Origin of the sequence: Azospirillum sp. A26, assembly GCF_042604635.1 — a bacterium.
GTDB lineage: Bacteria > Pseudomonadota > Alphaproteobacteria > Azospirillales > Azospirillaceae > Azospirillum > Azospirillum palustre.
Genome location: NZ_CP170473.1, coordinates 1,130,001 through 1,142,888, shown reverse-complemented (window position 1 = coordinate 1,142,888; position 12,888 = coordinate 1,130,001). Strand labels below are relative to the sequence as shown.

The 12,888-nt window shown below is 66.5% G+C and carries 14 protein-coding genes, 2 rRNA genes and 1 pseudogene (1 of these 17 cut by a window edge); 6 read left to right on the top strand and 11 right to left on the bottom strand.

Annotated features, from left to right (window positions below; all coding sequences use genetic code 11):
* Positions 1-12: 12 nt before the first annotated feature.
* From ABNQ39_RS19170 to ABNQ39_RS19140, 6 genes and pseudogenes are all read right to left on the bottom strand, one after another.
* On the bottom strand, positions 13-471 hold the full coding sequence (locus ABNQ39_RS19170; protein WP_376959848.1) for a cache domain-containing protein: 459 nt from the start codon (positions 469-471) through the stop codon (positions 13-15).
* Positions 472-527: 56 nt separating this feature from the next.
* The gene (gene pedF, locus ABNQ39_RS19165; RefSeq protein ID WP_376959847.1) at positions 528-956 is read right to left on the bottom strand and encodes a cytochrome c-550 PedF; all 429 of its coding nucleotides are present in this window, start codon (positions 954-956) and stop codon (positions 528-530) included.
* Positions 957-1,162: 206 nt separating this feature from the next.
* Positions 1,163-2,925 (bottom strand): annotated as a pseudogene (locus ABNQ39_RS37275) (methanol/ethanol family PQQ-dependent dehydrogenase).
* A 238-nt stretch (positions 2,926-3,163) separates the two neighbouring features.
* Positions 3,164-4,129, bottom strand: coding sequence for a quinoprotein relay system zinc metallohydrolase 1 (locus tag ABNQ39_RS19150; RefSeq protein ID WP_376959844.1), 966 nt, complete (start codon positions 4,127-4,129; stop codon positions 3,164-3,166).
* A complete protein-coding gene (locus tag ABNQ39_RS19145; RefSeq protein ID WP_376959843.1) occupies positions 4,126-4,980 on the bottom strand; it encodes a quinoprotein dehydrogenase-associated SoxYZ-like carrier in 855 nt (284 codons plus the stop codon). Before ABNQ39_RS19145 ends, ABNQ39_RS19150 begins: the two co-directional genes overlap by 4 nt.
* Before the next feature lie 45 nt (positions 4,981-5,025).
* Positions 5,026-5,901, bottom strand: a complete 876-nt coding sequence (locus ABNQ39_RS19140) for a transporter substrate-binding domain-containing protein (protein ID WP_376959842.1) — start codon at positions 5,899-5,901, stop codon at positions 5,026-5,028.
* A 245-nt stretch (positions 5,902-6,146) separates the two neighbouring features.
* Between ABNQ39_RS19140 and ABNQ39_RS19135 the strand changes: the two genes are divergently transcribed.
* Genes ABNQ39_RS19135 through ABNQ39_RS19115 form a run of 6 tightly spaced genes read left to right on the top strand, consistent with a single transcriptional unit; the run spans position 6,147 to position 9,941 of the window.
* Positions 6,147-7,367, top strand: a complete 1,221-nt coding sequence (locus tag ABNQ39_RS19135) for an ABC transporter substrate-binding protein (RefSeq protein WP_376959841.1) — start codon at positions 6,147-6,149, stop codon at positions 7,365-7,367.
* Positions 7,364-8,011: a beta-propeller fold lactonase family protein gene (locus ABNQ39_RS19130; protein ID WP_428846404.1), complete on the top strand. Its 648-nt coding sequence runs from the start codon at positions 7,364-7,366 to the stop codon at positions 8,009-8,011. Before ABNQ39_RS19135 ends, ABNQ39_RS19130 begins: the two co-directional genes overlap by 4 nt.
* Positions 7,954-8,340: a hypothetical protein gene (locus ABNQ39_RS37270; RefSeq protein WP_428846403.1), complete on the top strand. Its 387-nt coding sequence runs from the start codon at positions 7,954-7,956 to the stop codon at positions 8,338-8,340. The genes ABNQ39_RS19130 and ABNQ39_RS37270 overlap by 58 nt, the downstream gene beginning before the upstream one ends.
* Before the next feature lie 22 nt (positions 8,341-8,362).
* Positions 8,363-8,728: an ATP-binding cassette domain-containing protein gene (locus ABNQ39_RS19125; RefSeq protein ID WP_376959840.1), complete on the top strand. Its 366-nt coding sequence runs from the start codon at positions 8,363-8,365 to the stop codon at positions 8,726-8,728.
* Entirely contained in the window at positions 8,659-9,126 is a 468-nt protein-coding gene (locus ABNQ39_RS19120; RefSeq protein WP_376962631.1) for an ATP-binding cassette domain-containing protein, read from the top strand. Before ABNQ39_RS19125 ends, ABNQ39_RS19120 begins: the two co-directional genes overlap by 70 nt.
* On the top strand, positions 9,123-9,941 hold the full coding sequence (locus tag ABNQ39_RS19115) for an ABC transporter permease (RefSeq protein WP_376959839.1): 819 nt from the start codon (positions 9,123-9,125) through the stop codon (positions 9,939-9,941). Before ABNQ39_RS19120 ends, ABNQ39_RS19115 begins: the two co-directional genes overlap by 4 nt.
* Before the next feature lie 4 nt (positions 9,942-9,945).
* Here ABNQ39_RS19115 and ABNQ39_RS19110 read toward each other — a convergent pair whose 3' ends face one another.
* The 5 genes from ABNQ39_RS19110 to ABNQ39_RS19090 form a co-directional block, all read right to left on the bottom strand.
* Positions 9,946-10,641, bottom strand: a complete 696-nt coding sequence (locus ABNQ39_RS19110) for a 2OG-Fe(II) oxygenase (protein ID WP_376959838.1) — start codon at positions 10,639-10,641, stop codon at positions 9,946-9,948.
* Positions 10,641-11,339: a methylated-DNA--[protein]-cysteine S-methyltransferase gene (locus tag ABNQ39_RS19105; RefSeq protein ID WP_376959837.1), complete on the bottom strand. Its 699-nt coding sequence runs from the start codon at positions 11,337-11,339 to the stop codon at positions 10,641-10,643. The genes ABNQ39_RS19110 and ABNQ39_RS19105 overlap by 1 nt, the downstream gene beginning before the upstream one ends.
* Positions 11,336-11,734, bottom strand: coding sequence for an Ada metal-binding domain-containing protein (locus ABNQ39_RS19100; RefSeq protein WP_376959836.1), 399 nt, complete (start codon positions 11,732-11,734; stop codon positions 11,336-11,338). The genes ABNQ39_RS19105 and ABNQ39_RS19100 overlap by 4 nt, the downstream gene beginning before the upstream one ends.
* Before the next feature lie 218 nt (positions 11,735-11,952).
* Positions 11,953-12,068: ribosomal RNA gene (rrf, locus tag ABNQ39_RS19095) — 5S ribosomal RNA — on the bottom strand.
* 145 nt (positions 12,069-12,213) lie between these two features.
* Positions 12,214-12,888: ribosomal RNA gene (locus tag ABNQ39_RS19090) — 23S ribosomal RNA — on the bottom strand (it continues 2,071 nt past the right edge of the window).

The window sequence follows — 12,888 nt, the reverse complement described above, 5'->3', positions numbered from 1 at the left end:
AGTCTCAGACCGTCACTGATCGTATGTCCCGGCGCCGACGATGTAACGGCCATCGCGGGTGACGTAGGAATGCTTGTGCTCGACCTTGTTGGTCTGGCGGTTCAGCCAGACATAGTCGATGACGGCGGTCGGCTTTTCCTTGGTCTCGGTGATCATCGCCTGGACGATGGGCTTGCCTTCCGCGTCCTTCAGATCGGCGGCGTTGGAGCCGGCCAGCTTCGGGTTGGCGCCGGAGGCGACATAGCGGCCGTCGGTGTCGAAGACGAACACATACAGCTCACCGCGGCGAAAGCTGCCCTTGGGGTCCTGGAAGGCCTTGGTCGCCTCGTCCGGCCCCTTGGCCTTCAGATAGGCGACGGCCTCGGCGACCAGGGACTTGGCCTGCTCCGGCGTGGCGTGATCGGCGGCGAAGGCCGGTGCGGTCAGCAGGGCCGCCGCGACGGCGACCAGGGATGCGGTTCTGCAAATCATGGATGACCACCTTGGAAGAGAGGAGAAGAGGGAAGGAGCCAACGATCCGGCAGGGGTCACTCCTCATGCACGGTTTCGAGCCAGGAGCGGATCGACCACAGCGCCTCCTGCCCCAGCGCTTCACCGAACTGCGGCATGTAGGTCACGCCGTTGCGGATCGAGCCGTTGGTGACGCGCTCCTTGAACCACTCGTCGCCGGCATCGCCCTTCTCCAGGTAGCGCAGGTCGGGGGCGATGCCGCCCGACACCGCGCCCAACCCATGGCAGCGCGCGCAGTTCTGGTTGAAGGCGGACGAACCGATCTCGATGGCGCGCGGGTTGCCACGGTAGGGATTGCTGTCCCGCCACTTTTCACCCAGCTTGTCCAGCCCGGTGGTGTCCACCGGCTGCGGGACGACATCGCCGTGGGCGTAAACCAGACCGGGAAGAGCGACGGCGCCGATCAGACCAATCGCGGCTGCAAGCCGAACAATCCGTGCATTCATGAGAAAGACGTTCCCTCTGTTTCTGGCCGCCCCGCGGCCTTTGCTTCGCATGAGCGGACGTTATCAGCAGTGGGACCCACGAATAATTGGACTATGGTAGGACACAGTCAATTCTGTGCGAGGAATGACTTTCCAGGCCGCAGACACGGGAATAGGCGGACCGGATCGCTCCGGCCCGCCTTGCTCCCACTTGTCCGCGCTGGCGGTCAGGCCTTCGGCAGCTTGAAGACCCAGAGCAAGCCGCCCTGGTTGATGTCCTTCACCAGCTTGGCGACGTCGCCGCCCCACAGCGGCACCGCGCCGCCCCAGCCGGAGACAACGGCGACATACTGCTCGCCATCCATCTTCCAGGTGACCGGGCTGCCGACCACGCCGGAGCCGGTCTGGAACTTCCAGACCTCCTGGCCGGACTTGGCGTCGAAGGCCTTCAGATAGCCTTCCGGCGTGCCGGTGAAGACAAGGTTGCCGGCGGTGGTCAGGACGCCGCCCCACAGCGGAGCCGGGTTCTTGTATTCCCAGACGATCTTGCCGGTCTTCGGATCGACGGCGCGCAGCGCGCCGATGTAATCGTCGTACAGCGGCTTGATGGTGAAGCCGGCACCGAGATAGGCCGCACCCTTCTTGTAGGTGATCGGCTCGTTCCAGATGTCCATGCCCCACTCGTTGGCCGGGACATAGAACAGCTCGGTCTGCGGGTTGTAGGCCATCGGCATCCAGTTCTTGGCGCCCAGGAAGGCCGGGGCCGAGAACACCGACTTGCCCTTGGCGTCATGCGCATCGGCGGTCGCCGGGGCGCCCGGACGGTTGTCGTCGTTGTACATCGGACGGCCGGTCTCGATGTCGATGCCCTTGGCCCAGGTGATCTTGGTGACGAAAGGCGAGGCGTTGATCAGCTTACCGTTGGTGCGGTCGATGACGTAGAAGAAGCCGTTGCGGTCGGCCTTGCCGCCGGCCTTGATGACCTTGCCGTCCTTCTTCAGGTCGAAGGACACGAACTCGTTGACGCCATCGAAGTCCCAGCCATCATGCGGCGTGGTCTGGTAGTGCCACTTGATCTCGCCGTTGTCCGGATTGATCGCCAGCGTGGAGGAGGTGTAGAGGTTGTCGCCGGGACGCAGGTGCGAGTTCCAGGGCGCCGGGTTTCCGGTGCCGAAGAACAGCGTCTTGGTTTCCGGATCGTAGGTGCCGCCCAGCCAGTGGCGCCGCCGCCGGTCTTGTACATGTCGCCGGGCCAGCTGGCGTTGGTCTTGCCGGTGACGGTCAACTCCTTGCCGTTCAGCGTGCCCATGTTGCCTTCGATGGTCGGGCGCTGCCAGACCAGCTCGCCGGTTTCGGCATCGCGAGCTTCGACCATGCCGATGACGCCGAACTCGCCGCCGGAATTGCCGGTGATGATCTTACCGTCGACGATCAGCGGGGCGGCGGTGTTGGAATAGCCTTCCTTGTATTCCTGCAGCTTCTTGTTCCACACCACCTTGCCGGTCTCGCGGTTCAGCGCGACGAGGCGGGCGTCCAGCGTGGCGAAGTAAATCTTGTCCTTGTAGATCGCCGCACCGCGGTTGACCACGTCGCAGCAGGGCATGATGCCGTCGGGCAGGCGGTGGTTGTATTCCCACTTCTTGTGGCCGGTGCGGGCATCGACCGCATAGAGGCGGGAGTAGGAGCCGGTGACGTAGATGGTGCCGTCATAGATGATGGGCTGGGCTTCCTGCCCACGCTGCTTCTCGCCGCCGAAGGAGAAGGACCAGACCGGGACCAGCTTCTTGACGGTGTCGGCAGTCAGGTCGGTCAGCGGGCTGAAGCGCTGGGCCTGCGGCCCCATGCCATAGGTCAGGACCGCTTCGGTGTTGGTGGCGCTCTTCAGCAGATCGTCGCTGGACGGGCCACCGGCGTCGGCGGCGAGGACGCCGGTGGCGCTGAACGCGGTCAGCGAGGCTGCCAGGGCGAGACTTGTAACCAGGCGCTTCATATGCGGTTGCCTCCCAAAACTGATGATGACGGCACCGCCCGGGCAAGGCCCGCCCGTTGCCGCCGGACGGGCGGGTCCGGCGGCGGCGAACGGAATCGGGGCGGCTTTTTCAAGCTTTTGGCGGCCGGAGGGGCCGCATCGCTTTACGATATTCGGCAGTGTAGACGGATGATCGGTCGGGTAAATTGTCGGATAGTAGCAGGCGTAAGCGTCAGTTCTCCTCCGGATCCCCAGCCCGTCAATTGACCCGCGGCAGACTTGCCTGCTCGATCCTTGGCCAGAGATGGGCGACGGAGCGGCGATACTCTTCGCGCAGCACATCAAGCACTTGGAACCGCTCCGGAATGGGCAGTTCCAACGCTTCGGCCATATCGAGGCCGGATGAGACGGCTTCGCGCAGCGTGCCGTCGAGCCAGGTCAGCCAGTCGCGGGTCTGGGCGACGCAAGCCTTGTCGGGACGGATGTGCCCGTGGTTGGGCACCAGCAGCCGGATGTCCAGCGCATCGACCGCGTCCAGTTCCTTCAGCCAGTCGGCGACGGTGGCGTGCGGCGTGGTCGGGGTGCGGTCGCAGAACACCGCGCCGCCGGAAAACAGCACGCCCGTCAATTCGTCCAGGATCATCAGATCGGCGGCGGTGTGGCCGCTCAGCGGGATCAGCCGCAGGCGGTGGTCGCCGAACTTCACGGTCGAGCCATAGACCGGCTCCGTCGGCAACGTCACCTCGGTCCCTCGCATCCAGTCGCCGACCAGCCGGTACATGTTCTCGGCGATGCCGTTGCCCTCCTCCTGGATGCCGGCGATGGTGCCGGGAAGCGCCGCGATCGGCACATCGGCGAAGGCCTGGTTTCCCAGCCAGTAATCCGGGTGCAGGTTGCTGATGAAGACCTTGCGGATCGGCTTCTCGGTGACCTTGCGGATGGCCGCGCGCATCTCCTCGCCATAGCGGCGGGACGGGCCGGTCTGGATGACGATCACGCCATCGCCGGTGACGATGAATCCCGAATTCAGGATGTTGCCGCCGTTGGCGCGGGTGAAATGCTTGGTGGAGCCTTCGAAGACATAGGTATCGGGAGCAATTCTCGTCGGCTTCAGATCATAGGTCAGCGTCCCGGCGGCCTGTGCCGCACCGGTCATCGTACCGGCTGCCAGCGATGCGGTGAGGACGGCGGTCAGCGCCAGCCGGCGCAACAGCGGCACGCTCATTGCCCGACACTCCACGGCTGCCCGGCAGGTTTCAGGGACATCGCCGGTTTGGCATCGGGCGGCGGCATCGGGATGGTTGCCCTGATTTCGCCACCCTGGTTGTCCCGGCCGCGCAGGATCAGCGCCGTGGCGTCCGGTGGCGGGCGGAAATCCAGCGAAAACACCGGATTCTCCGACACCGGCTCCAGGCTGTCGATGCGCGCCAGCGTCGGCGATCCGCCGGGGGTCTGCGCATCCACCTGCAGGGTTTCGACGAAATAGGCCGGGATGCCGTCGACCAGCCCGGTGTCGTTGGGATGGCGGATGCGCAGCCGCAGCCGCGCCACCCCATCCTCGTCCGCCGGCCACAGCCGGGCCTGCACCTCGCCGACATGGTCGGCCCAGTCCTTCTGGGCATAGGATGCCGGCGGCGCGCTGCACCCGCCGCCCGCCGCGTCGACCAGCACGCCGGAGACATGCCAGACCCCGTCGGCGGTCCGCGCCGCGCCGCGCACGGCGGTGGCCTGCTCGATTTTAATTCGGGTGGCGATGTAGGGCGCCGCAGTGCCGGGGTGGTAGCGCAACACCAGTGGGAAGGGGTTCAGGTCGGCAATCGCCACCATCTCCACCACCTGTCCCAGCGCCGTGGCGTCGACGGAGAGCGGCACCGCGCGGGTATCCTCCGCCGCCGCCGGAGCGGTCACCTTGACCGCAGTATCGAACACGACCGGAGCGCCGGCGAAATACTGGTCGCGCAGGATGTCCCACATCACGGATTTCAGCGGATCGGACGGGGAGCTTGCGGCGAAGGCGGGAGCGGCAGCGACGAGCATCGCACCGGCAAGTCCCATATGGCGCAGCGCGTATCTCATCCACCTCTCCCGACCCATACGGCAAACCATCCACTTGTCCCCGGTTCACTCCACCAGCGGCGGCGGCGTGTGGGTGACGCCGTAGGCGGCGAAGATCTTCGCCATCGTTCCGTCCTCGGTCAGCGCCGTCACCGCGTCGCCGATGCTGTAGGCGAGGTCGCGGGAGTTCTCCTTGGTCGCCATGCCGATGTTCCAACTGGAGGTCATCATGCCCGGCAGGGTCACGGTGGTGACCGGGAACTGCTCCATCCTGGCCCCGAGCGCCGCCTGCACCTGGCTCAGCGGCGCCAACACCGCCGCCGCCTCGCCGGCGGTCAGCTTTTCGATGGCGGCCTCCGGCGTCGGACAATGGATGATGCGGCTGCGCAGCCGGCCTCCCTGCAAACCCAGCAGGAAGAAGTCGGGAACGCTGTCGATCTCCACCGCGATCGGCTCGTCCGGCAGGGTCGCCAACACGGCGGAGCGCACCCGCTGCGGATCGCGGGCGAGCGCGAAGACCTCCTGATGATAGGGGCCGAACAGCACGGCTTCCGGGTTCATCAGGCCGAAGCGCTTGTCATAGGGGATGTGCATCATGATGTCGGCCAGCTCGCCGCCGAACAGGCTGCCGCGCCACACCGCCACGCGCAGATCGTCCGACACCGTCTCGCCGGGGATCTGCTCGTAGATGTCGGCCTTGACGCCCAGCTTTCCCGCAATCGCCCGCGCCAGATCGACGTCGATGCCGACCAGGGTGCCGTCGCGCTGGAAGGAGAAGGGCGGAAACCCGCGATAGACCGCCACGCGAAGCCGTCCGCGCTCCATCACCTCGTCTAGCGGCCTGGCGGCAGCGGGCCGGGCGCCAAGCATGGACGCAGCCCCGGCGGACGCACAGCTTGCGGCCAGTCCGGACAGGAAACGGCGGCGTGTCACAATCGCCATGGCAGGTCCCGGCAGTGGTGGGTTCATCGGGGAACGGGCTGGCAGGATAGCCATTGCTCCGCAACGCCAATAATTGGACTTTGGTACAAGATGCCCTCCGTCCTGCCCGGCAGACCCCGGTCGGCGGGCCCCGGACGGTCGGCCCTGCCCACCCCGTCCCCTGTCCATGCTTCCATAGTCGCATTCCGGAGTTGTGCGTCGCCCGATAGGCTGCACTCCAAACTGTTGGCATTCCGACGGATACGATGACCAAGCTCCGCCTGCCCCGCCTTCTCAACAGCGTGTCTCTGGCGGCACTCGGCGCCCTGCTGCTGGCCGGTGCGCCCGGTGTCGGCACAGCCGCAGACGCCGTGGGCGAAATCCGCATCGGCTTCCTGTCGCAGACGCCCGAGCCGCCGCCCTCCGTCGCCAACCCGGACGAGCCGGCGGCCGACGACGGTCTGGCCGGGGCGACGCTCGCCATCGCCGACAACAACACGACCGGCAAATTCCTGAAGCAGTCCTTCGTGCTCGACAGCGTGGAGGTTGCGCCGGACGGCGATGCCGCCGCGGCCTTGCGCGAATTGGCCGGCCGGGGCGACCGCTTCGTCGTTGTCGATGCCCCCGGCGCGACGGTGGAGGCCCTGTCGAAGCTGCCGGAGGCACGCAATCTGCTGCTGCTGAACGCCACCGCGCCCGACGACGCTCTGCGCGGCAGCGCCTGCGCCGCCAACCTCGTCCATGTCGCGCCCAGTCGGGCGATGCTGGCCGACGCGCTCGGGCAATATCTGGTGAAGAAACGCTGGCCGCGCTGGTTCCTGGTCACCGGCCGCCGGACGGAGGACAAGCTCTACGCCGATGCCGTCCGCCGCGCCGCCAAGCGCTTCGGCGCCCAGATCGTCGCGGAGAAGGAGTGGACGGCCGAAAGCGACGTCAACCGCACCGCCGAGTCCGAGATCCCGGTCTTCACCCAGGCCAAGGCTTACGACGTGCTGGTCGTCGCCGACGAGGTCGGGGAGTTCGGCGACTATCTCTCCTACCGCACCGCCGATCCGCGCCCGGTCGCCGGCACCCAGGGGCTGGTCCCCACCGTCTGGCACCGCACGCACGAGCAATGGGGGGCGGCGCAGCTGCAATCCCGCTTCAAGGCGGCGGCGAAGCGCCCGATGACGGCGCGCGACCACAATGACTGGACCGCCGTCCGCGTCGTCGGCAAGGCCGCCGCCCGGGCCCGCACCGCCGATCCCGACCGCCTGATCGCCTTCATCCAGTCGCCCGACTTCACCATGTCCGCCTTCCGCGGCGCACCGCTCAGCCTGCGGCCCTGGGACGGACAGCTGCGCCAGCCGGTGCTGCTGGCCGCCGACCGCTCGCTGGTGTCGGTGTCGCCGCAGGAGGGTTTCCTGCACCCGCGGACCGAACTGGACAGCCTGGGCTACGACCAACCGGAAACGCTCTGCAAGACGCGAGGAAAAACCACGCCATGACCGCCGCCCGCTTCACCGGCATTTCCCTGGCCGCATTGATCGCCGCCACCCTGGCGTCCGCCGCCTCGGCCCAGACCATCTATGTGTCGAACGAGAAGGACAACACGCTGTCGGTGATCGACGGCAAGACCATGGCGGTCACCGACACCATCAAGGTCGGCAAGCGCCCGCGCGGCATCACCCTGTCCAGGGACGGCACCCAGCTGTTCATCTGCGCCAGCGACGACCACACGGTGCAGGTCTTCGACCTTACCAGCAAGACGGTGGTCCACAACCTGCCGTCGGGCGAGGACCCCGAGCAATTCGCCCTCAGCCCCGACGGCAAGAGCCTGATCATCGCCAACGAGGACAGCAACATCGTCACGGTGGTCGACGTGCCGACCCGCAAGGTCGCCTTCCAGGTCGATGTCGGGGTGGAGCCGGAGGGGATGGACGTCAGTCCCGACGGGCGCTGGGGCGTCAACACCTCCGAGACGACCAGCATGGTCCACTGGATCGACATGGAAAAACGCGCGGTGGTCGACAACACGCTGGTCGGCCCCGCCCGCGCTACGCCCAGTTCACCAAGGACGGCTCGCAGCTGTGGGTGTCGTCGGAGATTGGCGGCACCGTCAGCGTCATCGACACCGCCACCCGTCAGGTGAAGAAGGTCGTCGATTTCCACATCAAGGGCGTCGCCAAGGACCGCATCCAGCCGGTGGGCGTCAAACTGACCGACGACGGCCGCTATGCCTTCGTGGCGCTCGGCCCAGCCAACCATGTCGCGGTGGTGGATGCCAGGACTTTCGAGGTGAAGGACTACCTGCTGGTCGGCCGCCGCGTCTGGCATCTGGCGCTGACGCCGGACCAGAAGATGCTCTACACCACCAATGGGGTCAGCGGCGACGTGTCGGTGATCGATGTCGACAGCCTGAAGGTGACCAAGACCGTCAAGGTCGGCCGTTACCCCTGGGGCGTGGCGGTCAAGGGCTGAGGCACGGGAAAGGGAAGACGGAATGACGGTGCCGGCACTGGAGGTCGAGGGGCTGCGCCACGGCTATGGCGGAAACCGCCTTGCGCTGGAGGATGTCGGCTTCCGCGTGATGCCCGGCGCCTTCACCTGCCTGCTTGGGCCGAATGGCGCGGGGAAGAGCACTCTGTTCGCGCTCGCCACCGGGCTGCTGCGGCCGACCGACGGGCGGGTGCGCATCCATGGCCACGACGTCGCGCAGGCGCCGGGCAAGGCGCTGGCGGAGTTGGGCGTGGTGTTCCAGCAGCCCACCCTCGACCTCGACCTGACAATTCTGCAAATCTGCGCTATTTCGCTTCGCTGCACGGCATCGGCAGCCGCGAGGCCGACCGGCGGATCGAGACGGAACTGACCCGCCTGTCGCTGTTCGAACGGCGGGGGGAGAAGGTGCGGGCGCTGAACGGCGGCCATCGCCGACGGGTGGAAATCGCCCGCGCCCTGCTGCACCGCCCGACCCTGCTGCTGCTGGACGAACCGACGGTCGGGCTGGACATCCCCGCCCGCCGCACCCTGATCCGCCATGTCCACGCCCTGTGCGCGGAGGATGGCATCGCGGTGCTGTGGGCCACCCACCTGATCGACGAGATCGACCCTGCCACCGACCATGTCGTGGTCCTGCACCGCGGCCGGGTGCGCGCCAGCGGGCCGGTCGCCACAGTAAATGCCGAAGCCGGCTGCGCCACCGTGGCGGAGAGCTTCGACTGGCTGACCGCCGCCCGACCCACCGCCGACGTGGAGGCCGCGGCATGACCGGACGGCAGCTGAAAATCTGGGGAATCGCCTTCCAGGGCATCGTCACGCGCGAGGTGCTGCGCTTCATCCACCAGCGCGAACGCTTCCTCGGCGCGCTGGTCCGCCCGCTGGTCTGGCTGTTCGTCTTCGCCGCAGGGTTCCGGGCGGCGCTCGGCATCGCCATCATCCCGCCCTATGAGACCTACATCCCCTACGAGGTCTACATCGTGCCTGGATTGATCGGCATGATCCAGCTGTTCAACGGCATGCAGGGATCGCTGTCGATGGTCTACGACCGCGAGATGGGCAGCATGCGCATCCTGCTGACCAGCCCGCTGCCCCGCGCCTTCCTGCTGGTAGCGCGGCTCTTGGGCGGGGTGGTGGTATCGGTCCTCCAGGTGGCGGCCTTCCTGCTGATCGTCAGGCTCTATGGCATCGACCTTCCGGCCTGGGCGCCGCTGACCGTGCTGCCGGCCCTGCTGCTGAACGGGCTGATGCTGGGGGCGCTCGGCATGGTGCTGGCCTCCACCATCCGCCAGCTGGAAAATTTCGCCGGGGTGATGAACTTCGTGGTCTTTCCCCTCTTCTTCCTGTCCTCCGCGCTCTATCCGCTCTACCGCATGGAGGAGGCAGGGCCGCTGCTGTGGTGGCTGTGCAGCCTCAACCCCTTCACCCACGGGGTGGAGTTGATCCGTTTCGCCCTCTATGGCCGGATCGACGGGCTGGCGCTGGCGGTCGTCGCCGGTTCCACCCTGCTGTTCGCTGCACTGGCAGTGCGCGGCTACTCACCCGCGCGCGGCATGGGATCGCGGGCGCCGTCGGCGGCGGGGTGACGTCTCAAGCCGCATCGTGAAAGATGATACCCGTCGTGTAGCGCGCACCTGACCGCACCGGGCTGACGCCATGGCGGTGCCGGACGCGGTAAGTCCCGCGGGAGCCCTGCACCGGGCGCTGGTCCACCGCGAAGATCACCGCCTCGCCCAGCTCTAGCGGCACGACGGTGGCGCGCGACTGCATGCGCGGCCGCTGCTCGGTCAGGACGAACTCGCCGCCGGTGAAGTCCGTTCCCGGTGCCGACAGCAGAATGGCGACCTGCAACGGGAACACCGTCTCGCCATACAGATCCTGATGCAGGCAGTTGTAGTCGCCGGGACCATATTTCAGCAGCAGCGGCGTTGGACGGGTCTGTCCAGCCGCATGGCAACGCTCCAGAAACTCGGCATGCTCCGCCGGATAGCGGGCATCGAGCCCCATCGCGGCAGCCCAGCGGTTGGCGACCGGTGTCAGCCGGTGGTAGAGCGGCGCACGCAGCGCCACAATCGGCTCCGGCAGCGGGTGGCTGAAATATTTGTACTCGCCTTTGCCGAAGCCATGCCGCTCCATCACCACCCGGCTGCGAAAGGGGGCGTCCTGCCCGTAGAGCCCCGCCAAGGCCTTGCAGGTCTCCCCATCCAGCAGAGGCCCGACGACGGCATGACCCACCAACTCCAGTTCCGCGCCGATGCGCGTCCAGTCCCGATCCTCCAGCGCCATCACCGTGTCGCCTCCTTGCGTTCGCGGTCCAGCAGGCCGCGCTTGCGCTCCACGCCCCAGCGATAGCCGGACAGGCCACCATCCGACCGCACCACCCGATGGCAGGGAATCGCCACTGCCAGTGGGTTGGCGCCGCAGGCGCGCGCCACCGCCCGCACCGCCGCCGGCTCGCCGATGGCAGTCGCGATCTCGGCATAACTGGCGGTCCTGCCGGCCGGAATGGCACGCAGCGCCTGCCATACCCGCTGCTGAAAAGCGGTGCCTCCGATATCCAGCGGCAGGGCGAGGCTCGTCCCTGGCGCTTCGACAAATCCCACCACCTGCGCCACCGTGGCCTCGAAGGCTGGGTCGCCCCCGATCAGTTCCGCCCTCGGAAAGCGGTCCTGCAAATCACGGAGCAGCAGGTCGGGATCGTCGCCGAGCAGGATCGCACACACCCCGCGCTCCGTCGCCCCCACCAGAATTGAGCCCAGCGAGCAAACGCCGACCGCGAAGCGGATCGTTTCCCCTGCCCCACCCCTGCGGTAGCTGGTGGGCGTCATTCCCAGCCGTGCGCCCGCGGTCTCATAGAACCGTCCGGAGGACCCATAGCCGGCCTCATAGATCGCCTCGGTCACGCTGCCGGCCTGCTGCAAGGCATCGGCGACGCGGGCGGCACGCTGGGCCTGGACATAGGCTCGCGGGGTGACCCCGGTCACCTGCTTGAAGATGCGGTGGAAATGGTGCGACTCATCCCGGCTGCCGCCGCGAGTTCTTCCAGTTGGGGCGCTTCCTCCGCCTCCTCGATCAGGCGGCAGGCAGCGGCAACGGCCTCGGCGCGGCGGTCGCCCTGGCTCGGCCCATCCGGCCGGCAGCGTTTGCAGGGCCGGAAGCCTGCCCGTTCGGCCTCGGCATTGGTGGCATAGAAGGCGACATTCTCCGGCCGTGCCGGCCGTGCGGCACAGCTTGGCCGGCAATAGACGCCGGTGCTGCGGACCGCATAAACGAACCGCCCGTCGGCGGCTGGATCGCGGCGGCGCAACGCCTCCCAGCGCTCCGCCTCCACATCGGTAATGACAGGATCGGCGGCGGCAGTACCCAGTGCGACGGTCATGTGTCCCTCTCTCTGCACGAACCTTACAGGTTCCGTGGTGTGGTGAGGGAGCAATCTGAACTGCCGGACAAACCGGCACACTCCGTCGCTTGCTTTTGAATTGCGGTGATCCAGCCCAAACAGGAAAACACCCCGTCTCTTTCGAGGCGGGGCGTTTGTGATCAGTGTGAAGATGCAAGCATGTGCGCTTTGCGAGGAGCGTCTCTTGTGCCTGAGCGACCTGGCGGCGACCTACTCTCCCACGTCTTAAGACGCAGTACCATTGGCGCGGAGGCTTTTCACGGCCGAGTTCGGGATGGGATCGGGTGTTTGACACCTCGCCATGACCACCAGGTCACCGAGGCACAAGACCGACGCCGTTACCGAAAGCGCTGTATGCTTGTTCGTGCAAGTGAGGAGGATGGATCGAACGGCTGTGCGCTGGTCAAGCACTGCTTTGGAGCAGGCTTGCTGCTGCGCATGGCGCGGTTTGTGGTGTCGAGATCAAGCCGATCGAGCGATTAGTAAGGCTTAGCTTCAGGCATTGCTGCCGGTCCACATGCCTCCTATCGACGTGATGGTCTGTCACGGCTCTCAAGGGAGCTCTGGTTTAGAGGTGGGTTTCCCGCTTAGATGCTTTCAGCGGTTATCCCGTCCATACTTAGCTACCCGGCCATGCCACTGGCGTGACAACCGGTGCACCAGAGGTATGTCCATCCCGGTCCTCTCGTACTAGGGACGAATCCTCGCAAAACTCCGACACCCACGGCAGATAGGGACCGAACTGTCTCACGACGTTCTAAACCCAGCTCACGTACCACTTTAATCGGCGAACAGCCGAACCCTTGGGACCTGCTCCAGCCCCAGGATGTGATGAGCCGACATCGAGGTGCCAAACGACTCCGTCGATATGGACTCTTGGGAGTCATCAGCCTGTTATCCCCGGCGTACCTTTTATCCGTTGAGCGATGGCCCGTCCACGTGGAGCCACCGGATCACTATGGCCGACTTTCGTCTCTGCTCGACTTGTCAGTCTTGCAGTCAGGCGGGCTTATGCCATTGCACTCGTCGAGCGATTTCCGACCGCTCTGAGCCCACCATCGCGCGCCTCCGTTACACTTTGGGAGGCGACCGCCCCAGTCAAACTACCCGCCATGCAGGGTCCCGGACCCGGA